We start from the raw sequence: 21457 nt of genomic DNA, 5'->3' as shown, positions 1-21457 counted from the left end.
GGAGGGCAGAGGGGAAGAATGACCAGCGTGCAGTTACCTGAGAAGAGCCTTGAGGTTTTGTCGGGCAATTTGGAGGAAAACTTCCGCTACCTGGGCGAACGCCTGGGAATCCGCGTGCAGGCCCGCGGCGACACGGTGTTTTTGGCCGGGGAGCCGCAGGCGGTGGCCACTGCCGAGCGCCTGCTTTCGGATCTGGGCACCCTGGTGAGCCGGGGTTATGCGGTGGGACGGGAGGAGTTCCGCACCGCCCTGCGGGTTTTGGAAGAAGACCCGGAGGTGGACCTGGTGAACTTCTTCACCGACGCCACCATCCCCGAAAGCGTAAAGCGCTTGCTGGTGCCCAGAAACTTAAAGCAGCGCTTGTTCATTCAGGCGGTGGTGAAAAACGACATTGTCTTTGCCGTAGGCCCGGCGGGAACCGGAAAAACCTACCTGGCGGTGGCGCTGGCGGCGGCAAGTTTGGCGGAAAAGCGGGTGCGGCGCATCGTGCTCACCCGTCCGGCGGTGGAAGCCGGCGAGCGCTTGGGGTTCTTGCCCGGTGATCTGGAACAAAAGGTCAACCCTTACTTGCGCCCGGTGTACGATGCGCTTTACGACATTCTGGGCTACGACAAGGTGGTCAAGCACTTAGAGCGTGGCGTCATCGAAATTGCCCCGCTGGCCTTCATGCGCGGGCGAACCCTCAACGATTCCTTCATCCTCTTGGACGAAGCGCAAAACACCACCCCGGAGCAAATGAAGATGTTCCTCACCCGCATGGGGTTCCACTCCAAAGCCGTAATTACCGGCGACGTCACGCAAATTGACCTGCCGGCCGGGGCTTCTTCGGGCCTCGTGCAGGCCCGGCAGATCCTCCGAGACATTCCGGGCATTTGCTTTTTTGACTTCACCAAGGAGGACGTGGTCCGCCACCGCTTGGTGCAGCGGGTGGTTGAGGCGTACGAGCGGTTCGAGGCGGAAAAGCGCGAAAGACCGTGAAGCTGCCCAAACTCTTTTCCGGTGCCAAGGAAATCAAACCCCGGCGGGAAAGCGGCGAGTGGGGGCAAAAGCGCCGGCGCTTTTTGGCCCAGGCTTGGTTGATTGGGCCGGCGTTCGTGGTTTTCACCACGCTTTTGATTGCCCCTCGCCAGAAGGCTCACTACCCGCTGCTCAAAGCCGGGGACATTGCCCCTACCGATGTGGTGATTTACCGCGACGTGACGCTTCCGGACGTGGAATCCACGGAGCAAAAGCGGCGGCGGGCAGGCCTGGATGTGCCTCCCGTTTATGTTTTCGATCCCGAGGTGAGCGAGCAGGTGAAGGCCAAACTCACGGCCATTGTGGCTGCCGGGCAAAAGGCCGAGCATCAGGATCTATCGCGCCTGGCCTCGGAGCTTTCCCAGGTGGCCGGCCAGCGCTTGGAAACCGGCGAGGTGTTGGCCCTTCGTTCGCTGCGTTTCTCCCAGGAAGTTCTGCTGGCTTTGCTGGATGTGGTGGATCAGGTGTACCGGCAGGGGGTGGTGGAAGACCGCGTGGAGCTCTTGCGCTGGGCCGACAAAGGCGTGACCGTCAAGGAGGCAGGAACCGATAAGGAACAGCTCCAGCTGGACGTGTTTCGCTTCATTGACGCCGCCACCCTGGCCGAGACCCTGGAGCAGCGCCTGGCCGCTCTGCGGGTGGTGGACCGTCAGCACCGGAAGGCGCTGGCTTCGCTTTTGGCTCGGCTTATGCCCCCCAACGTGATCTTGGACCGGGGGGAGACCCTTTCCCGGAGGATGCGGGCCGCCGCCAGCGTGGAGGAGGTTTCCGTGCACCTCAACCGCGGCCGGGTGCTCTTGCGGCGGGGCGATGAAGTTACCCCCCAGGTGGCCCGGCTCCTGGAATCCCTGGCTGCCTCGTCCCAGGGGCCGCGCAGCGTTTGGCCGATGCTCGGGGGCTTCGGCATGGCCTCGCTTCTCGCCCTCATGTGGTTCTTCTACTTCCGGCGGGAGCCGGTGGCGGAAACCGAGAGGCTGGTCCGTTACGGCAGCGTGCTGGTGGTGCTTTTCCTGGCGCTGGTGGTGGAAGCGGCCGTGGGCTTCGTGGTGAGCAGGGTGGCAGCGGCGGTGATCCGCGAGCCCTTCAACCAGGTGGCGGTGTACTGGCCGGTGCTCCCCCACGCCACCGGGCCAATTTTGGCAAGCCTCATGTTTGGCCTGTCGGTGGGGGTGTTGTTTGCCGCCAGCCAGGCGGTGCTGGTGTCGCTGATGCTGGCTTTCCCCGGGCACACCGTGGCGTACTCGTTGCTGGCAGCGGTGGCGGCGGCCTTTGCCACGCAAAAGGTCAAGGAGCGAAACGCCCTCACCAGGGTGGGTCTCTTTCTGGCCGGTTTTAACGTGTTTTGCGCGGTGGCCTTGAGCCTCCACAGCTTGCCCAATCCGCAAATCCAGGAGGTTTCTGCGCACGCGGCCACTGCCGCTTTGGGTGGCATCATGGCGGCGGTTTTGGCCAGCTTCTTCCTGCCGGTTTTGGAGAGCGCCACCGGCACCATTACCGACATCCGCCTTTTGGAGCTTTCCAACCCCAACTTGCCCTTGCTCCGCAGGCTTGCCACCGAAGCTCCGGGTACCTTCCAACACTCCCTGGCCATGGCCAACTTGGCGGAAGCCGCGGCCGAAGCCATCGGTGCCAACCCGCTTTTGGCCAGGGTCTGTTGCTACTACCACGACATCGGCAAGCTCATGCGGCCGGAGTACTTCATTGAGAACCAGCGGGGCGGACCCAACCCCCACGATCACCTGTCGCCGTGGATGTCGGCGTTGATCGTGGAAAAACACGTCAAAGACGGCTTAGAGCTGGCCCGCCAGTACAAGCTTCCGGAGCCCATCCGTGAGGCCATTGCCACCCACCACGGAACCAAGCTCATCCACTTCTTCTACAACCGCGCCAAGCAGCAAGAAACCCCGGACAAAGGGGAAGTAGAGGAGCAGGAGTTTCGCTATAAAGGTCCCAAGCCCAAGTCCAAGGAAATGGGCATCATCCTGCTGGCCGATGCGGTGGAAGCGGCGGCGCGTACTCTGACCGAAGCCACCCCGGGGCGGGTGCAGTCCATGATCGACCAGGTCATCAAGAAGGTCCTGGAAGACGGGCAGCTGGATGAGTGCGAGCTGACGCTTAAAGACCTGGAAAAAATTTCCGCCGCCTTTTCCTGGGTCATTACCTCGGCGGGGCACCACCGCATTGACTACCCGGGTTTCGACTTCAACCGGAGGGGCAATGGCCGGTAAGCTCAAGGTGGCCGTGCGCTGGCAGGGGCGGGCCCTGCCGGGGGTGACCCAGCGGCTGCGGGCCGTCGGTATTGCCGCGCTGCAGCGGGCGGGCGCAGAGGAAGGGGAGCTTTCGGTGCTCCTGTGCGACGACCGCACCATGGAGCTTTTGAACCGCCATTTCCGCCACAAACCAAAGCCCACGGACGTGCTTTCGTTCCCTGCCCACGATCGCCTGCCCACCGGCACCGTGCATCTGGGTGATGTGGCTATTTCCCTGGAAACCGCGGCCCGCCAAGCCGAAGCGGCCGGTCACAGCTTGGAGCGCGAGCTTTGCCTGCTTTTGATCCACGGTGCCTTGCACGTGTGCGGCTTTGATCACGAGCAGGATCAAGGGGAAATGGAGGCACTGGAAGCCCAGTTGCGGGAGGAGCTGTTGTGAGCCAAGCACTATCCCAGTGGTGGGCCAACCCAATCACGGCTTTGCTTTTCTCGGCGCTCACGGCAACGGTGGCCTTCTTTCTCATGTCCGGGGTTTTCGGTGTGGTGCGGATGGGCAGCATCCAGTTTGCGGGGCTTTTGTCCGCCCGCAAGAACCTGCTCCCCGGTGTGCCCAGAAGCTTTGAAGCGGCCAGCGCTTGTGTGGTTTTCCTGGTGGGAGCGGTGGCGGGGCTTTGGGTGCTTTTAACCGCGGCGCTGTGGCGGGCGGCCACGCTGGTGGGAGTCGGCGAGCTGGGGGCTTGGACCGGTGTGCTGGTGGCGTGGTTAGGCCTGGTGGCCTTGTCCGCCCAGGTCACGGGGGGTGAAAAGGCGGAGTTCTTTGCCGTGGCGGCGCTTTACCTTTTGCGCCCGGTGGCTCCAGTGATCGCTTTCCTGGCCAGCTCCTCGCAAGCTCCGGAGGAAAACCCCGACGGCGGCCAGAAGGAAGAGGAAAGCGAGGTGGATGAGCACGAGGTGCGGGCTTTCATTGGCGCCGGCGAGGAAGCGGGCATCTTGGAGCACGAAGAAGCGGAGCTGGTGGCCTCCATCGTTGAGCTTTCCGATACCGTGGCCCGGGAAATCATGACCCCCCGCACCGACCTCATCGCGCTGCCGGTGGATGCGGATTTTGAAACGGTAAAAACCGTGTTTGCCGAGTCCATGTTCACCCGGCTGCCGGTTTACGGCAAAAGCTTGGACCACATCGAAGGGGTGGTGCACGTTAAGGACGTGCTGCGGGCGGTGGCTTCCAACCAATCCCCACCGGCCCGGACCCTCATGCGGCCGGTTTTGATGGTCCCCGAAACCAAGCCGTTGCGTGATCTTCTACGGCTCTTCCAGCAAAGCCGGCAGCAGCTGGCGGTGGTGGTGGACGAGTACGGCGGCACCGCTGGCATCGTGACGCTGGAGGATGTGCTCGAGGAAATTGTGGGGGAAATTCAGGACGAGCACCAAACCCAGCCTCCGGAAATCCAGCAGGAAGGCGACAGCTGTTACCTCATCGCCGGCAACGCCCATGTGGAAACCCTCACGGAGCTCTTTGGCCTGGAGCTGGAGGACGACGCCGCTTACGACTCGGTGGCGGGGTTGGTGCTGGATCGCCTGGGGCACCTGCCGCGCCCCGGTGAAAAGGTGGAGTACCGGGGGCTGCTCTTTGAAGTGGTGGAGGTGGAGCGGCGGCGGCTCAAGCGGGTGCGGGTTTGCCCGCGCCCGGGAGGGCTTCCAGCATGAAGAGCGGGACGGTGGCGTTGGTGGGCCGACCCAACGTGGGCAAAAGCACGCTCATCAACGCGCTGGCGGGGCAAAAGGTGGCCATCGTTTCGCCGCGTCCGCAAACCACCCGCCACCGTATCGTGGGGGTGGTCAACGACGAGCGGGGGCAAATTGTCCTCTTCGATTTACCGGGGGTTCACCGTCCCCTGCACCGCATGAACGTGCAGATGATGCACGTGCTGCGGGAAACCATTCAGGAAGTGGATGTGGTGGTGCAGATGTTTGCCGCCGATGAACCTCCGGGCCACGGCGAGGAGTTTGTGGTGGAGCTGCTTTCCGGCCTTTCCACGCCGGTGGTTCTGGTACCCAACAAGCTGGACCTTTCGGCAGCGCGCAAGCACCTTTCAGAGCGGATTGCCTTTTACACCGAGCGCCGCTCCTACGCCGCCATCGTTCCCCTTTCGGCGCTCACCGGCGAGGGCATCCCCATCCTCCTCATGCATCTTTTTGCCCTGCTCCCCGAGGGTGAGCCGCTGCTGCCGGCGGACGCCACCACCACCCAGAGCGAGCGCTTCTTCATTGCCGAGCTTATCCGCGAAGCGCTCCTGGAGCGGGTGGAAGCGGAACTGCCCTTTACCACTGCTGTTTTGGTTCGGCACATGGAGGAAGAAGAGCGCCCGGGCGAGATTCCCCTCCTGAAGGTGTGGGCCGACATCTTGGTGGAGCGGGAGAGCCAAAAGGCCATCGTCGTGGGCCGCGGCGGCCGCATGATCAAAGCCGTGGGTCAAGCGGCCCGGGAGCGCATTGAGAAGATCCTGGGGGTAAGGTTGTACCTGGACCTGCGGGTGAAGGCCCACCCCGGCTGGCGGGAAAAGCCCCACGTGCTTTCTGAGCTGGAGCCGGTGGACGTACCCTGGGATGAGTAGCTGGGCTGGGTTAAGCTTTCTTCTCGACCTTGATGATGGGACCATCGAATTGGGTGCTTGACCGGAAATGTCGGCATAGGCCTTTATTTTTGTAGCTCGCCAAGATAGGATTTGCTGGATGATTCACGCAAACGAATGCCCCGGCGCGGCAGTTGCGGAGCCCGCCCCGGGTTTCTTTATGGCAAAATACGCGACGCCAAGGACAGGGGCGTGGGTCTAGCGACCTTTCGTTGCATGTAGGTTTACGGTGAACACAAAATCTAAAACTGAGGCGGGGTCTGGTCAAATCTTTGGGGAGAAAGATTAAGATGCAGACACTGACAAGAATACTGAGGTCATTTTACGGTATTGCCGTTGTGGCGCTGCTGTGCTACGCGCTTTTGTACCTCCTGCTTAAGCTTAACGGGTATGAAGTAGAAAAAGGCAGCCTTGCGTGTCTGACTCTTGCTGTGGGCTTTTCAACCTCAAGGCCAGGGAGTAATACGGCACGGGCACTCTGGTTTCTTTACGACGGTATCACAGCGTTTTTCATGATGTTAGCCTTCCATATGGTGAACCCATTGCTTGGGATCTTCGAGGCCGTGACTATGCGGCTGTTCGGGTACTTGAACGAATTCAGGTGGTCGTGGGGCAGCACCATTGCGCTCATCGTGTCCACCTATGCATGGTTTTTTATCTTTGGGTTCTCTGCCCCGCTGTATGTGCTGCTGCTCGTCGGTTCGGCTATTGTGCTTGGTGGCGTTCTCTCCATCCGGTTTCACGATACTATTGAGGATGGTGGCAACGAGGTACAGGCATGAACAGGGGTCGGTCGTTTACCTTCGCTGCAACTCTTGGGGATCGTTACACGTTAGAGGTATTAGAGACGTGAGCGGAAACGGGGGACGCATCTACCGAAGAGGGCCAAAAAGTTGATCCTGGTTTACGTGGCCGATGGTTGTCCCTTTTGCGAGCTTTTGCTCGCCGATCTCCAAAAGCGGCGGGTTTCCTTTGTGGCGGTGAACCTGAGCCGCGAGCCAGAAAGGATCGGAGAGCTGGCCCGCTGGACCTTTGAGCGAGCGGTGCCGGTGGTGGTGGATCACGAAAGGTGCAGCGTGGGGTTTCGGGGGAAAAGCACCGAACTGGCCGCTTTGGGCTTGTAGCGCCTGCGGTTTACAACAAGCTAAAGCTTGCCGGCACGAAGTACCCGGCCCGGGGGTTTTCGTTGGCCAGCCAAAAGGAGGTGGCGGTGAATTCCGGCTGGGCCTCGAGGAGGTGATCAAAAACCCGGGCAAAGGCTGTGGGCACAAGACAGGCTACCGAGGCGTTTTCGGCCTTTTCAGCCACCGAACCAGCGGCGAGCTGCAAGGCCCAACCGAAGGCCGAAAGGGAGGCTTCCTCGGTGGCTCCCACCACCGGCCCGCACTGACCGGGGCCCCCGTAGGCGTAAGCCATGATCCTTTCGCCTTCCCGCACCACGGCCAGCCGCAGGTTTCGGGAAAAGAGCCAGTACTCGTGGTCCATGGGGCGGGCAAAGCCCCGGACCAGCCGATCCAACCGCTCCAGGTCGGCAAAGTACGCGCGGCGCCCCACCGCTTCGGCGGTGACCTCGGCACCCGGTTGCAGCTTGGCCAGTTGATGCGCCAAAGGCAGGGCTTTGTCCACGGGAATCACCAGGCGCAAAAGGGGAAACGCCGGCGAAAGACCAAAACCCAGGCCCAGTGCAATTTGCCAGGGTGTCAGGGCGTGGAAGGCCGCTTTTGTAGTTCCCGAGCGCTCGCCGAAAAGCAAAGCACGACGGAGGAGTGCCTCGGCGGCACCGGCTTTAAGGTACTCCGGTAGGACCCAGAGCTGAGAAATTAAGAGCCAACGGGAGCGGACGAAGCTGGCCACGAAGCCCACAACCTCGGAGCCCAGGCTGGCGACCAGCAGGCCATCGGCGTCGTGCTGGGCTAAGTGCTCCAAATCCCAGCGCAAATCGGAGGGCTGCCGGCTCTTTTCCGAGGTGGGGCGGGTGTCCTCCCAACCGGGAAGGAAGGAACGGAATTGCTCGGCCATGTCGGCAAGCGGGCCAACGCCAATCCGCGACGTGGGCAGTACCTTGACCTTTCCGCTCATGCTTCCCCCTTCTCCATGCTTCCCCCAAGCGCTCACCTGTACTCGCCGGGCTTCTTCCCGCTCTGCTGGTGCCGGCCTTCTGGCCTGACGCTCACGCCCGCGGCGTGCTCTGTGAAAGATCGGCTAACGCCGGCGATAAACCACCGCCGAGCCATTGTAACAGAGCGGTTTCGCACTAAAAAATCCCCACAGGCTTTTGCTTCCGAGCCTTTGGAGGTCTCGTCCAACGAAGAGCCTCACCTTGATAAGAGTTCTGTGGCAAACATCCCTTTCTTTGGCATAATTGCCGGGAAGGGAGGGGCTATGCACCACGCCACGCAGCTTTTTCCGGGTTCTGGGTTAGGTTTGTGGCTTTTTTGGTTGTTGCTTTTGCTTGCCGCTGCCGGGGTGGCCTATTCGCTCACCCGGCGCTTGAAGTTGGTGGCTGCCGGGCGGCGTGGGGTGGTGTTGGGGCAATGGGGTCGCAGGATTTGGGACGTGGTGGTGTACGTGCTGGGTCAAAAGCGCATGTTTTCCGATCCTGTGCCGGGGGTTATGCACGCGCTGATCTTCTGGGGCTTTTGCGTGTTCCTTTTGCGCTCCTTGGCCCTCGTCTATGAAGGCATCACCGGCGGCCATGGGCTTCCCTTCCTTTCCGGAGGCTTTGGCACCGTTTACGGCTTTACCAAGGATGTGTTTGCGGTTTTGGTGCTCTTGGGGGTGGGCGTGGCCATGTTCCGCCGGGCAGTGACCCGCCCGGCGCGCCTGGAGTATTCGGCCGACGCCTGGTTCATCTTGGGCATGATCGCTACCCTCATGATCACCGACATCACCATGGATGCGCCGCGCCTGGCTGCGGGAGCTGCGGAAGGCTTTCAGGGCGCGGTGGTTTCCAAGTTCGTAGCCGGGTGGTTTGCGGGTTCGGCGGCAGGGACGCTCGATGCCGTGTATGCCGTTTCCTGGTGGCTCCACGTGTTGGTGCTCTTCGTTTTTGCCAATTACCTCCCGTATTCCAAGCACTTTCACGTGTACCTTTCGCTTCCCAACGTGCTTTTGCGGCCCCTGGAGCAACCCGGCAAGCTCACCAAGATGGATTTGGAAAACATCGAAGAAGGCACTACTCTGGGGGCCGCCAAGGTCACCGACTTCACGTGGAAGCAGCTCTTGGACCTTTACACCTGCACCGAGTGCGGCCGCTGCACGGTGGTTTGCCCCACCACCATTACCGGCAAGCCCCTCATCCCCAGAGATTTCACCATTGACCTGCGGGATCACCTCACCGCCAACAGCGGGCTCATCCTAAGTGGGAAGAAGGGCGAACTTTCAGACCTGGCGGGGCCGGTGATTAACCCGGAAACGGTTTGGGCCTGTACCACCTGCCGCTGGTGCGAGGAGGCCTGCCCGCTTTTCATCTCCTACACCGACAAGATCGTGGAAATGCGCCGGCACCTGGTGCTGGAAAAGGCGGAGTTCCCCCCGGAAGCCGAGCCGGCCTTCCGCGGCATGGAAACCGCAGGCAACCCCTGGCAGCTGCCGGCGGACAGCCGGGCGGATTGGGCCAGGGGCCTGGATGTGCCCCTGGCCAGCGAAGCTGGTGAGTTCGAGTACCTGTTCTGGGTAGGGTGCGCCGGCTCCTTTGACGACCAGGGCAAGCGCACCTCGGTAGCGCTGGCCAGGCTCCTCAAGGCTGCGGGGGTCAAGTTTGCCATTTTGGGACCCGAGGAAACCTGCACCGGGGATGCGGCCCGTCGTTTGGGAAACGAGTACCTGTTCCAAATGCTGGCCCAGGCCAACGTGGAAACCCTCAACCGCTACGGCGTGAAAAAGATCGTCACCAACTGCCCGCACTGCTTGCACACGTTGAAAAACGAGTATCCCGATTTTGGCGGCCAGTACGAGGTGGTCCACGGCACACAGCTGCTGGCCCAGCTTTTGCGGGAAGGAAGGCTCAAGCTTACCAAGGAGCTCCACCAGGAACTCACCTTCCACGATCCCTGCTATTTGGGCCGCACCAACCGGGAGTTTGACGCCCCCCGGGAGGTTTTGGCGGCCATCCCCGGTTTGCAGCTGAAGGAAGCCCCTCTTTCCCGGGAAAAGTCCATGTGCTGTGGGGCCGGTGGTGGCCGCATGTGGCTGGAGGAAAAGCTGGGCAGCCGCATCAACCAAACCCGCCTGCAGCAGCTGGAGGGGTCCGGTTGCCAGGATGTGGCGGTGGCCTGCCCCTTCTGCGCCATCATGATCGGCAACGCCCAGGGGGAGCTGGGAAGGGAGCAAGCTAAGACCCTCGATGTGGTGCAGTTGGCGGCCCAGGCTTTAGGTGAAAGCTAAGGCGCTTCCTTCGAGTTCCCACAAAGGCCGGCACCTGCGGCTTGCCCGCTGGGGGGAAACCCTGGCGCTCCTGTGGCTTTGGCTCAAAGGCTACCGCCTGGAAGCTCGCAACTGGCGTTGCACCCTGGGGGAGCTGGATTTGGTGATGCGCCGGCGCGAGCTTCTGGTCTTCGTGGAGGTGAAAACCCGGACCTCCCGGCAGGTGGGGTTGCCGGAAGAGGCCGTTTCCTTGGGCAAGCAAGCGCAGCTCGCGCGGGTCGCCAAGGCGTACCTTTCCCAGCGCCGGGGCCCTCTGCCCCCTTGCCGCTTTGACGTGGTGGCGGTGGAGCTTTCTGGCTTTTTCCCGCGCTTGCGCCACCACCGGGGCGCCTTTGTCATGAAAACCTGACGTTTCCCTGACCTTTCTCGGAAAAAAACGCCTTCCCCCTCCCTGGGCCTCCGGGTAAAAAAGGCCCCAGCACCAGGAGGTGAAGGGCTTGAAGCCGTTTCTGCCTTTGATTTGCCAATTCAAGCTTCCCCAACAGGGGGAGGAGGGAGGAACCATGAGGAGGATGGCAGTAGCGATGCTGGTTTTGGGTCTTGGGACGGGAACCCTTTGGGCCGCTTCGTCCCAGGACCGTTGGGCGCTCCAGGAGCAAGCGCTCCAGGCCCTGCCTGAGGGCGCGGAGCTGAGCTTAAGCGAGAGGGGTGTGCCCCGGGAGCTTTGGCGTCCGGGGAAAGCCCGTTTGGCCCCGCAAGCGGAAGGAGCCGCGCTCTTGGCCGTTCATGAGCTGGGTCCGCTTTTCCGTCTCCAGGCTGAGGACAACTTCACCCCGCGGGTGGTGGAGCGGGACGAGCTGGGCCAGGAGCACGTGCGGTTGCAGCAAACCTACCGCGGTGTGCCGGTGGTGGGAGGGGACCTCATCGTGCACCTGGATTCCCAGCAGGTGTTGGGGGTAAACGGTCAGTTTGTGCCTGATCTGGACCTGGAGGTTTCACCCCGTCTTTCGGAGCGAGAGGCCATTGCAGCAGCTACGGCCCGGGTGGAAGCGGACGGCGGGATGCCGGAAGGGGTGGTGGAAGTGGGTGCGCCGGTGATTTACGCCCGGGACACGGTGCCATACCTGGCTTTGCCGGTGCTGGTTTACTACTCCTACCAAGGCAACCCCCATTTGGACATCTTTTACGTGGATGCCACCACCGGGGAAGTGAAGGGCTTGGAGCCGCGGCTATTCACGGCTAAGTACCGGACCATTTACAACCTCAACCAAAAGTGCATTTATACCGGCTCGGAACTCCCCGGCACCTTCATGTTCTCCGAAGGTGGCAGCTCTTCCGATCAATCGGCCATGGGGGCCTACAACGGCACCGGCACCACGTACGACTTTTACAAGAACGTGTTTGGCCGGGATTCCTACGATGGGCAAGGAGCGGAGCTGCGCTCTTCCGTGCACGCGCAGTTTTCCACGGGACTCTTCGGTTGCACCAAGAACAACGCGGCGTGGATTGACACCTCGAGCATCCACCAAATGGCCTACGGTGATGGCGACGGCTCGACCCTGGGGGATCTGGCCCGCAGCCTGGATGTGACGGCCCACGAGCTCACCCACGGTGTCACCTCCCGGACCGCAAACCTGGCCTACCAGAACGAGTCGGGAGCGCTCAACGAGGCCATGTCGGACATCCTGGGTCGGGCCACATCGTTCTGGGCTGGACAGGGGGACCCCTCGGTGAAGACCGATTGGGTTATTGGCGCTGATGTTTACACCCCGAATCAATCCGGGGACGCCCTGCGGTACATGTACGACCCCAAGAAGGACGGGCAGTCGGCGGATTACTACCCCGAGCGCAACTACGCCTCGGGTTGCACGCCTTCTTCCTCCAACGACTACTGCGGTGTGCACACCAACTCGGGGATTGCCAACTTGGCGGCTTTCCTCATGTCCTACGGTGGCACCCATCCGCGCGGCAAGACCTCGGTGAACGTGCCGGGCTTTGGGGTGGTGAAGATGCGCTCCATCTTTTATCGCGCCCTCACCGTGTATATGACCTCCTCGGACACATTTGAGCAAGCCCGCAACCACACCGCTCAAGCGGCCGCCGATCTGTACGGCGGGACCTGCACGCCTGAGTGGAAGACCGTGCAAATGGCGTGGGATGCGGTGGGCGTTCCGGGAACCTGGAGCTGCTCGGCACCGGGTACCTACTCCATTTCCGGAAACGTGGGCACCTCCGGAGCCACGGTGACCGCGGGTAGCGCCAGCGCCACCTCCGATGCCAGCGGCAACTACACCATTTCTGGCCTCGCTGCGGGCACCTACACCGTGACGCCTTCCAAGTCCGGCTGCACCTTTACCCCCACCTCCCGCTCGGTGACGGTGGGACCCAACGCCACCGGCATTAACTTCACCGCCTCCTGCAGCTCGGGTAGCCAGCTTTTGCAAAACCCGGGGTTTGAGCAGGGCAACGTGATTTGGACGGCGAGCACCGGCGTCATTGAAAACAACGCCTCGCCGGCGCCCCGCAGCGGCTCCTGGAAGGCCTACCTGAATGGCTACGGCACTATTTCCTCCGAATACCTGTACCAGGATGTCACGGTGCCGGCCAGCGCCACCTCGGTAACGCTTTCCTTCTGGCTGTGGATCCGCACGCAGGAGACCAGCACCACCACCGCCTACGATCGGCTCTGGGTGCAGCTGCGCCGGCCTTCGGACAACTCGCTGATCAAGACGCTGGCCATTTACTCCAACCTCAACAAGACCTCCACCTACGTGCAGAAGAGCTTTGACATCACCCAGTACAAGGGTCAAACCTTGCGGATTTACTTCTACGGCGCTGAGGACTCGAGCTTAGCCACCGGCTTCCTCATTGATGACACCGCCCTTACCGTGCAATAGAACCTGGCCTCCTCTTTTTCCGGGCCCGGGGTCATCCCCGGGCCTTTTTTTGCTAGGCTTGCATCAGGCAGGAGGGGACCATGCGCTGGTATTACCTGGGCGGAGCGGCCGTTGGGTTGCTACTTTTGGGAGAAGCAGTGGCGGTGGCCAGCTTTGGTCCTTCGTCTCGATGGGCCTGGTTGGGCGTGTTTTCCTACCTTTGGTTGCTTTTTTGCCTGGTAGGCCTGGTGGTGAGTTTGCGCCGGGGACTTTCCCCGTGGTTTTTTGTGGTTTTCATTCTCTACGCCCTGGCTGACGCTCTTTACGGCTTTTACCTGGCCGCAAAGATCCCCGATCCCTCCCAGTTCCGCTTGCCTCCAGCGGTGGTTTTCTTTCATGGTTTCTTTGGTGCGGCTTACGCCTTTTGGGGGGTGTCCCTTTGGCGGCGCTTTGAGGGTGTGGCGTCGTGAGCTGGCGGGGGTTGCCGGCGGGTTCCCTGCCCCGGGATGTGGTGCGTATTGCCGTGGGGTTGGTGCTCATCCCGGCGGTGGCGATTTTGGCTTTGAGCTTCGCCATGGTGCAGCTCCTGCCGGAACCCGGCTCCCTGCTGTTTCCTCTTTTTCTGGTGCCTCTGGCAGCGGCCCTATTGGCAGGCGGGGTGCTTTTGCTCTTGTCTTCCCGGGAGCTTTCCCGCATGAGCAAGAACCAGGCTTTGTTTGTGGCGCAAGCCAGTCACGAGCTGCGCACGCCGCTCACCACCTTGCGTTTTTTGGCTTCGGGCTTGGAGGATCGGGAAAAGGCCCGCGCCCTGGAAAACGCGGTGGCCGTGCTGGAGGCCGGCATTCACCGGCTCATTGACTGGGGGCGCCTCACCGGCGGGCAGCTGCACTTGCGTTTGCTGCCGGTGTCGGTGGCTCACGTGGTGGGGGAGGCGCTGCGGCGTACTGAAGCCAGCTTGGCAGCGAGGGGGCAGCGGGTTGTGAGATCCGGCCTTGAGGATGCCTCAGTTTGGGCGGACCAGGAAGCAGCGGTTTCCGCGCTGGTCAACCTCCTCACCAACGCCAGCAAGTACAGCCCCCCGGGGAGCACCGTGGAGCTGGGCATTGGGGAAAAGGGGGAGTGGGTCACCGTATGGGTGCGGGACCAGGGGGTGGGCATTGCCCCTGGCTTACAGCGCAAGATCTTCCGCCCCTTTTTCCGCCTCCCCTTTGTGGAATCCCAGGGGGTGGAGGGCTTTGGCTTAGGTTTGGCGATTGTGTCCCAGGTCATGGCCGCCCAGGGCGGGAAGGTGACGCTCTACTCAAAGCCCGGGGAAGGCTCGTGCTTTACCCTGTGGTTTCGCCGGGGGCAGCGGGAATGAGCTTGCGGGTTTTAGCGGTGGAGGACGACAGCGAGCTTTTGCAGGCGCTCCAGAGCTTTCTCAGCCGGGAAGGTTACGAGGTGGTTACGGCGCAGGATGGTTCCCGCGGCCTGGCGCTGGCACTTCGCGGCGATTTTGCCGCGGTGGTGTTGGATTTGACCCTCCCCAGCGTGGACGGGTTCAAGCTGCTTACGGCGCTCCGTGCGGAGGGCATCCGCACCCCGGTGCTGGTGCTCTCGGGCAAAAGCGATCCCCTGGACAAGGTGATGGCCCTGGATTTGGGCGCCGACGATTACATGACCAAGCCCTTTGCTCCGGCGGAGCTGGCCGCCCGCTTGCGGGCTCTGTTGCGTCGGGCCCAGACCCCGGAGGTCCTGCAGGTGGGCCCTCTTACCGTGGACCTGGGGCGTCAGGTGGTGCGGCGGGGTGAGGAGGTCCTTGCCCTTTCCCCCACCGCTCGTACGGTGCTCTTTACCCTGGTGCGGGCCAAAGGGGCGGTGGTTTCCCGGGAGGACCTGTTTGCCGCTGCCCGGCCGGGGAAGAAGTTTGGCTCCCGCCGCATCGTGGACAACGCGGTGATGGAGCTGCGCCGGCTGCTGGAGCAGGATGCGGAGAACCCCCAATTTTTGGTCACGGTCCGTGGTTTAGGATATCGGTTGTGCTGGGAAGAGGGGGGTTCCCCCCAAAAAAGCTAGGAGGTGCTGCGATGAAGGTTCGAGGTTGGGCTGCAAAAGAAAAAGGAGCGCAACTTGAGCCTTTGGAGTACGAGCTGGAGGTGAGCTCACCCCACGAGGTTTTGGTGGCTGTGGAGGCGTGTGGCATTTGCCATTCGGACATCCACATGATTGACAACGACTGGCAGATGTCCACCTACCCGTTGGTGCCTGGCCACGAAGTGGTGGGTCGGGTGGTGGAAAAGGGGGCTGCGGTGGAAGGGCTGGAGGTGGGCCAGCGGGTGGGCATTGGCTGGCAGGCTTCCGCGTGCATGACCTGCCCCGACTGCCTTTCCGGCAACGAAAACCTCTGCGATCACCACCAGGGGCTCATCGTCACGGGCAAGGGTGGCTTTGCCTCCCATGTGAAGGTGGACGGACGCTTTGCCTTGCCGTTCCCGGAAAAGCTGCCGGTGGAAGCGGGGCCGCTCCTGTGCGGCGGGGTGACCGTGTACTCGGCCCTGCGTCACGCCGGCATGAGCTCGGGCCAGCGGGTCGGGGTGATTGGCCTGGGTGGGTTAGGCCACCTGGCGGTGCTGTTTGCTGCGCGGTTGGGTAACGAGGTGACGGTGTTCACCACCACCCCGGAGAAGGCCAAGGAAGCGGAAAAGCTTGGAGCCACCCGGGCCTTTGTGGTGGAACCTGGGCAAAGTCCGCCGGCGCCTCCGTATCGTTTGAACCTGCTTTTGAGCACCGTGCCTTACCCCCAGGATTGGGTGGCTTACCTCCACTGGCTGGATTCCGACGGTACCTTGGTGCTGGTGGCTGGCGGACCCAAGCCGCTGGAAATTCCCTTTTGGGCGCTTTTGACCAAACGCCGTAGGATCATGGGGTCGCCCATCGGCGGCCGGGCCATCCTCAAGGAAACGCTGGAGCTAGCCGCGCGTTTGGGGATTACCCCGAAGGTGGAGGTGTTTCCCATGGCTTCCGTAAACCAAGCGCTGGAGCACGTACGGCAAAACCGCGTGCGGTATCGAGCGGTGCTCCGGAACGCCTGAGGGCGTCCTGGGAAGGGGAGCAAAGGATTCTCCAAATTGTCGCTTTTTCCCGGCGCTAGAGCAGGGTTGCCGGTGGCGTGGCCGCGTAAATTTGGTAACGGGCCACCGGCTGGAAGCCAACGCCAACGTAAAAGCCGTACGCAGACGCCGTGGAACGCAGAACCGCCCACCGGCAACCCCTGGCCCTGGCCTGGGAGAGGATGTGGCTGACCAGCGCCTCGCCCACACCTTGCCCGCGGGCGGAAGCGGCGGTGGCCAGGTTGTAAATGCCCGCCACCTGGTCGTCGTCTACAAACATGCTGGCGGTGCCTACCAGCTTGCCCTGAATGAAGGCGGCCAGGTGCATGAGGGGCTGTTCTGCGCCCAAACCTATGGCCAGTTGTTCGCCGTACGCTTCGGCCACCTCCCAAGGTAAGCCAAAGCCCTGGCCGAAAACTGCAAGCCAGGAGGGCCAGAGGTTGTACCCGCTGAGGATTTGAACCTCCACATCGGGAAGGTGGTGACGTTGAAGCTCAAGCTCCGTGGAGCGCACCATGCCCCAGGCTTGGGCGGTGGGGCGAAAGCCCAGCTCCTCCAAAATGTGGGTGAGGTTTGCGGGTTTTGACCGGGGTCCTACCCAAAAGGCCAGTGGAGCACCCCTTCCGAAAGCTTCATCCCGTAAGCGAACCAGCCGTAAAGCGGCGTCAACGTTGGCGAGCTCGCAGCGAATGACCTTATTGAAGGCCTCGTTGGCGATGGCGCTTTCGCACCAGACAAGACCAGGCTCGGTGTAAACGCGCCAGCCCGGCCACTGCGAAAGAAATGTGACAAGCGATGCCACGTTGTACTCGAGTTGCGCCACGTGGTCCAGCACAACTGTATGGTAGCCATTCAACAACAAAAAAGAAAGGCTGTTGTGACTCGTGCGCAAACAACAAAGGGCGAGGGAGACCCCCCGCCCCGCAGTTTTTTCCTGGACTTCTGCCTTACGGCCTTTCCAAAAGGTAGGCAAAGCCCATGCCGCCGCCGATGCACATGGTGACGATGCCCCGCTTGGCGTTGCGTCGTTTCATTTCGCCGATGATCTTGCACGTCAAAATCGCACCGGTAGCCCCCAGGGGATGTCCCGTGGCAATGGCGCCGCCGTTCACGTTGAATTGCTCGTCGGAAAGCCCCAGTTCCCGTACGCAGTAGACCGATTGCGAAGCAAAAGCCTCGTTAATTTCCACCAGGTCAATGTCTTTAAGCGAGAGGTTGGCCTTGGCTAAAAGCTTGGGTACCGCCTTGGCCGGACCAATGCCCATGATGTCCGGAGGGACCCCCGCCACCGCCCACTGCCGCACGTACGCTTGAATTTCCAGCCTCATTTCTTTGGCTTTTTCCTCGGACATGACCACCACGAAAGCCGCACCGTCGTTGATCTGCGAGGAGTTCCCCGCGGTGACGGTGCCCCGCGGGTCAAAGACCGGCTTGAGCTTGGCCAAAGCCTCCAAGGAGGTGTCCGGTCGCGGGCCTTCATCGGTGTCAAACACAAACTCCCGCCACACGCCGTCGTCCATGGTGCGGACCTTCAGGGGGACGATTTCATCCTTGAACTTGCCGGCGGCAATGGCGGCGGAAGCCTTCTGATGGGAGCGCAGGGCAAAGGCGTCCTGATCTTCCCGGGTAATGCCGAACTGCCGAGCCACCACTTCCGCTGTGGTGCCCATGGCGATGTACGCGTTGGGCAGGAGGTCCATGAGCTCGGGGTCAGCGGTGAGCTTGTTGCCCCCCATGGGCACCATGGACATGGATTCCACCCCGCCGGCAATGATGATGTCGGCGGAGCCGGCCTTGATTACATCCGCCGCCCAAGCGATGGATTGCGAACCGGAGGAGCAGAAGCGGTTGATGGTGGTGGCCGGAACATCCACCGGGAAGCCCGCCAGAAGCCAGATGAGCCGCGCCATGTTCATGCCTTGTTCGCCTTCAGGCATGGCGCAGCCCACGACGAAGTCATCCACCATGGCGGGGTCCAAGCCCGGGGTGCGGCGTACCAGGTCCTTCAGAACCGCCGCCGCGAACTCCTCGGGTCTGGTGTCCTTGAGGCTCCCTTTTTTGGCTCGGCCGATGGGGGTTCGGGCGTAGCTGACGATCACGGCTTGTCTCATGCTCGCCTCCTTTTAATTGCGCAGCGGTTTGTTGTTCAAAAGCATGTACTTGATGCGTTCCTGGGTCTTGGGCTCGCCGCACAGCGACAGGAACGCTTCCCGTTCCAAATCAAGGATGGTTTGCTCCGAAACCGGGTTGTTGATGGTGGTGTCGCCACCACAGAGGATGGTGGCAATGTGCGTGGCGATCTTTTCGTCGTGGGAGGAGATGTTGTGGGTGAGCTTGAGGTTGTGCAGGATCATGCGCAGGGTGGCGATTCCGGAACGCCCCGGCAAACGGAAGGTCTTGGGCACCGGTGGCCTGTAGCCCTCCTCGGCCATGGCAATGGCCATGCGCTTGGCGGTCCACAGCTGCTGGTCGCGGTTGAGCTCCACGTGATCGCAGGGCCGCAGGTACTTGAGCTCCCGGGCTTCCTCGGCGGAAGTGGCCACCTTGGCCATGGCGATGGTTTCAAAGGCCTTGCGGATGAAGGGGAGGTTGTCGAGGATAGGCTCGTCAATCCCTTCCAAGACGCGCTCCAACATGAAAACATGCCCGGCACCGGCGGGGACCAAGCCCACTCCCACCTCGACAAGACCGATGTAGGTTTCGGCCAAAGCGCAAACCCGGTCGCCGCCCATGGTGATCTCTGCGCCGCCACCGAAGGTAAAGCCAAAGGGGGCGGTAATCACCGGAATGGGAGCGTAGCGCATGCCCATGGTCATCCCCTGGAACTTGCGGATCATTTCGTCAATGGCCTTCCACGCTTGGGACGTGGCGCCTTCCAGAATCATGAGCAAATTGGCGCCGGCGCAGAACTGCTCCGCCTGGTGGTGGATGACCAAACCGCGGAACTCCCGGGGACCGATTTCCAGGGCCTTGTGCATGACCTCCATGATTTGGTCATCAATGGGGTTGAGCTTGGGCTGCATGGCTGAATGGAACTCCACGCAGCCAATGCCGTCCCCCAGGTCAATAAGCGAGGCTCCGGGGTTTTCGTAAACGATGCGGTTTCGCCTTTTGATTTCGGGAAGCACCAGGAAGGTGTCCGGCCGCGGCTCGGGGAGGTACGCCTTCTTGGCGGCATCCCAGTACTCTCGCCTCAGCTCTCCTGGCCGGTAGAAGCTCTCCGCTCCGGAGGCCAGCATTTCCTCCACCCACGGCGCCGGGCTCACGCCTTCGGCCTTCATGCGCTCCACCACCGTGCGCACGCCCAGGGCGTCCCAGGTTTCGAACGGCCCCAGCTCCCAGTTGAACCCCCACTTTAAGGCGTTATCAATGTCCACGATGGTGTCGGCAATTTCGAAAAGCCGGCGGGAGGTGTAGGCCAGCGTGTCGCGCAGCACCCGCCACGCGAACTTGCCGGCGCGGTCCTCAGCAAAAGCCAGCGTCTTGATGCGCTCCCCCGGATCGTGAATGTTCTTCGTGGCTTTGAGCGAAGGAAAGTCATAGCGCTGCTTGGGACGGTAGTTGAAGGTCTTCCAATCCAGCACGAAATCCTGCTTTTCCCCGTTGGCGCCCTTTTCGCGCTTGAAAAAGCCAGCGCCGGACTTCCGCCCCAGCATCTTTTGCTCCACCATGCGGGTGACGAATTCGGGGACCTGGAAGTAGGGTTGCCCCTCATCGTTGGGCAGGTCTTCGCGCAGCGTGCGCACCACGTGCACCATGGTGTCGAGGCCCACCAGGTCCACGGTGCCAAAGGAAGCCGACTTGGGGTGCCCCATGGCGGGACCGGTGATGGCGTCCACCTCGTCCACCTGGTAGTCCATCTCGATCATTGCATGCAGGGTGGCCATGAGCGCGTACACGCCAATGCGGTTGCCCACAAAGTTGGGCGTGTCTTTCCCGTAAACGATGCCCTTGCCCAGCCGGAAGCGGCCAAAATCGGCCATGGTGCGCACCACTTCCGGGTCGGTATCCTCGCCAGCAACGATTTCCAAAAGCCGCATGTAGCGCACGGGGTTGAAGAAGTGGGTGACCAAAAAGTGCTTGCGGAACTCGGGCGACCGCCCTTCCACCATCTTGCGGATGGGCAAGCCGGAGGTGTTGGAGGAAACGATCACCCCAGGGCGCCAAACCTGCTCCACCCGGGCAAAGAGCTGCTGCTTGATGTCCAACCGCTCCACCACCGCTTCCACGATCCAGTCACATTCGGAAAGGCGGGCCCAGTCATCCTCGAAGTTCCCCACCTCAATTAGCGGGAGGAACCTTTGGGAGTAAATCAACGCCGGCTTGGATTTCTTGATGTTCTCCAAGCCTTGAAGGGCGAGCTTGTTGCGAAAGGCTCGATCTTCCGGCTTGAGCCCTGCTTTTTCGTCCTCGGGTGTGAATTTGGGAACGATATCCAAAAGCAGGGAGGGAACGCCGGCGTTAGCGAGATGGGCAGCAATGCCCGATCCCATCACACCGGCGCCCAGAACGGCCACTTTGCGGATGGGTTTATGCATGGGCTCCTCCTTTCATGGCAATCTCACGCGCCCCCAAACGAGCCTCCAGACGCCTTGCAAGCGCGCTTGCCTCGGGGCTTTGGGGTCTCGGGGGCTGGCGGAAAAAGGGCTGAATGAACACTCGTTCAGTTTGCCACAGGGCCTACGGCAACGCAAGGTCGGCGCCGTAGGGAGCCGGAGCGGTTCATGGGTGGCACGGTTGAAGCGCGGCCTTGTTACAATTGCTGTGACGGTGAGCGACACGATTCGCACACGGCGCTTTTTGGTCGCGGGGCGCGTCCAAGGTGTGGGCTTTCGCTATTTCGTGTACCGCGAAGCTCAACGCCTGGGTTTGTCGGGTTTTGTCCGCAACTTGGGGGATGGACGGGTGGAAGTGGTGGCCACCGGTGACGAGGGCGCCTTGAACCGCTTAGAAGCCTTGCTATGGCGAGGGCCGGTGATGGCCAACGTCACCATGGTGGAAGTGGAAGAAACCGAACCACCCGCCAACCAAGGTTTTGTGATTCTCTCATCCCGCCGTTCGTAACCTTCGGGCTTCGCCCTTGTGCCCACGGGGTTTCGAGGCTACCATTGCGGCGGGGCTGTAGCTCAGTAACGGATAGAGCAGCGGTTTCCTAAACCGCGTGTCGCCGGTTCGAGTCCGGCCAGCCCCGCCATGCCCAAAGCGAGTTTGGGCCATACGGCCTACGACTCGTTCTCCGCCCCCCGGCCCCACCGCCCGCGGAGTGG

Annotated in this window: 19 protein-coding genes and 1 tRNA gene; 16 read left to right on the top strand and 4 right to left on the bottom strand. The window is 61.9% G+C overall.

Annotated features, from left to right (window positions below):
• The first annotated feature begins 18 nt into the window (after positions 1-18).
• From EG19_RS03675 to EG19_RS03645, 7 genes are all read left to right on the top strand, one after another.
• On the top strand, positions 19-978 hold the full coding sequence (locus EG19_RS03675; RefSeq protein ID WP_038047619.1) for a PhoH family protein: 960 nt from the start codon (positions 19-21) through the stop codon (positions 976-978).
• Positions 975-3245, top strand: coding sequence for an HD family phosphohydrolase (locus EG19_RS03670; RefSeq protein ID WP_038047616.1), 2271 nt, complete (start codon positions 975-977; stop codon positions 3243-3245). Before EG19_RS03675 ends, EG19_RS03670 begins: the two co-directional genes overlap by 4 nt.
• Positions 3235-3666, top strand: coding sequence for an rRNA maturation RNase YbeY (gene ybeY / locus EG19_RS03665; RefSeq protein ID WP_053334836.1), 432 nt, complete (start codon positions 3235-3237; stop codon positions 3664-3666). Before EG19_RS03670 ends, ybeY begins: the two co-directional genes overlap by 11 nt.
• Positions 3663-4934, top strand: coding sequence for a hemolysin family protein (locus EG19_RS12300; protein ID WP_053334835.1), 1272 nt, complete (start codon positions 3663-3665; stop codon positions 4932-4934). The genes ybeY and EG19_RS12300 overlap by 4 nt, the downstream gene beginning before the upstream one ends.
• Positions 4931-5842, top strand: coding sequence for a GTPase Era (gene era, locus EG19_RS03655; protein WP_038047613.1), 912 nt, complete (start codon positions 4931-4933; stop codon positions 5840-5842). The genes EG19_RS12300 and era overlap by 4 nt, the downstream gene beginning before the upstream one ends.
• A gap of 308 nt (positions 5843-6150) precedes the next feature.
• Entirely contained in the window at positions 6151-6642 is a 492-nt protein-coding gene (locus EG19_RS03650; RefSeq protein ID WP_038047606.1) for a hypothetical protein, read from the top strand.
• A 111-nt stretch (positions 6643-6753) separates the two neighbouring features.
• The gene (locus EG19_RS03645; RefSeq protein WP_038047604.1) at positions 6754-6984 is read left to right on the top strand and encodes a glutaredoxin family protein; all 231 of its coding nucleotides are present in this window, start codon (positions 6754-6756) and stop codon (positions 6982-6984) included.
• Positions 6985-6994: 10 nt separating this feature from the next.
• Here EG19_RS03645 and EG19_RS03640 read toward each other — a convergent pair whose 3' ends face one another.
• Entirely contained in the window at positions 6995-7939 is a 945-nt protein-coding gene (locus EG19_RS03640; protein WP_038047602.1) for a GNAT family N-acetyltransferase, read from the bottom strand.
• A 303-nt stretch (positions 7940-8242) separates the two neighbouring features.
• Between EG19_RS03640 and EG19_RS03635 the strand changes: the two genes are divergently transcribed.
• The 7 genes from EG19_RS03635 (at position 8243) to EG19_RS03605 (ending at position 16172) form a co-directional block, all read left to right on the top strand.
• Entirely contained in the window at positions 8243-10246 is a 2004-nt protein-coding gene (locus EG19_RS03635) for a (Fe-S)-binding protein (protein WP_038047600.1), read from the top strand.
• Positions 10236-10634, top strand: a complete 399-nt coding sequence (locus tag EG19_RS03630; RefSeq protein WP_200867111.1) for a YraN family protein — start codon at positions 10236-10238, stop codon at positions 10632-10634. The genes EG19_RS03635 and EG19_RS03630 overlap by 11 nt, the downstream gene beginning before the upstream one ends.
• Before the next feature lie 154 nt (positions 10635-10788).
• Positions 10789-13122 carry a M4 family metallopeptidase gene (locus tag EG19_RS03625; RefSeq protein ID WP_152543894.1) on the top strand — a complete coding sequence of 778 codons (2334 nt, stop codon included), beginning with the start codon at positions 10789-10791 and terminating at the stop codon, positions 13120-13122.
• A gap of 80 nt (positions 13123-13202) precedes the next feature.
• Positions 13203-13571, top strand: a complete 369-nt coding sequence (locus EG19_RS03620; protein ID WP_038047598.1) for a hypothetical protein — start codon at positions 13203-13205, stop codon at positions 13569-13571.
• Positions 13568-14461, top strand: coding sequence for a sensor histidine kinase (locus EG19_RS03615; protein WP_038047597.1), 894 nt, complete (start codon positions 13568-13570; stop codon positions 14459-14461). The genes EG19_RS03620 and EG19_RS03615 overlap by 4 nt, the downstream gene beginning before the upstream one ends.
• A complete protein-coding gene (locus EG19_RS03610; RefSeq protein ID WP_053334834.1) occupies positions 14422-15156 on the top strand; it encodes a response regulator transcription factor in 735 nt (244 codons plus the stop codon). Before EG19_RS03615 ends, EG19_RS03610 begins: the two co-directional genes overlap by 40 nt.
• An 11-nt stretch (positions 15157-15167) precedes the next feature.
• Complete coding sequence (locus EG19_RS03605) at positions 15168-16172, top strand: NAD(P)-dependent alcohol dehydrogenase (protein ID WP_038047596.1); 1005 nt, start codon at positions 15168-15170, stop codon at positions 16170-16172.
• A gap of 55 nt (positions 16173-16227) precedes the next feature.
• Here the strand turns inward: EG19_RS03605 and EG19_RS03600 are convergent, their stop codons facing one another.
• The 3 genes from EG19_RS03600 to EG19_RS03590 form a co-directional block, all read right to left on the bottom strand.
• Complete coding sequence (locus EG19_RS03600) at positions 16228-17025, bottom strand: GNAT family N-acetyltransferase (RefSeq protein ID WP_152543893.1); 798 nt, start codon at positions 17023-17025, stop codon at positions 16228-16230.
• Positions 17026-17137: 112 nt separating this feature from the next.
• On the bottom strand, positions 17138-18301 hold the full coding sequence (locus EG19_RS03595; RefSeq protein ID WP_038047591.1) for a thiolase family protein: 1164 nt from the start codon (positions 18299-18301) through the stop codon (positions 17138-17140).
• A gap of 12 nt (positions 18302-18313) precedes the next feature.
• Positions 18314-20728 carry a 3-hydroxyacyl-CoA dehydrogenase/enoyl-CoA hydratase family protein gene (locus EG19_RS03590; RefSeq protein ID WP_038047590.1) on the bottom strand — a complete coding sequence of 805 codons (2415 nt, stop codon included), beginning with the start codon at positions 20726-20728 and terminating at the stop codon, positions 18314-18316.
• Between the two features lie 232 nt (positions 20729-20960).
• Here EG19_RS03590 and EG19_RS14005 point away from each other — a divergent pair, with 232 nt between their 5' ends.
• Both EG19_RS14005 and EG19_RS03580 read left to right on the top strand, forming a co-directional pair.
• Positions 20961-21254, top strand: a complete 294-nt coding sequence (locus tag EG19_RS14005) for an acylphosphatase (protein ID WP_235208692.1) — start codon at positions 20961-20963, stop codon at positions 21252-21254.
• A gap of 51 nt (positions 21255-21305) precedes the next feature.
• Positions 21306-21384 (top strand) — tRNA-Arg (locus tag EG19_RS03580).
• Positions 21385-21457 lie beyond the last annotated feature (73 nt).

It is taken from the genome of Thermoanaerobaculum aquaticum, assembly GCF_000687145.1.
In the GTDB taxonomy this organism is placed as follows: Bacteria; Acidobacteriota; Thermoanaerobaculia; order Thermoanaerobaculales; family Thermoanaerobaculaceae; genus Thermoanaerobaculum; species Thermoanaerobaculum aquaticum.
Note: the sequence above shows the minus strand (reverse complement) of the source record. Positions and strands in the feature narration are given on the sequence as shown.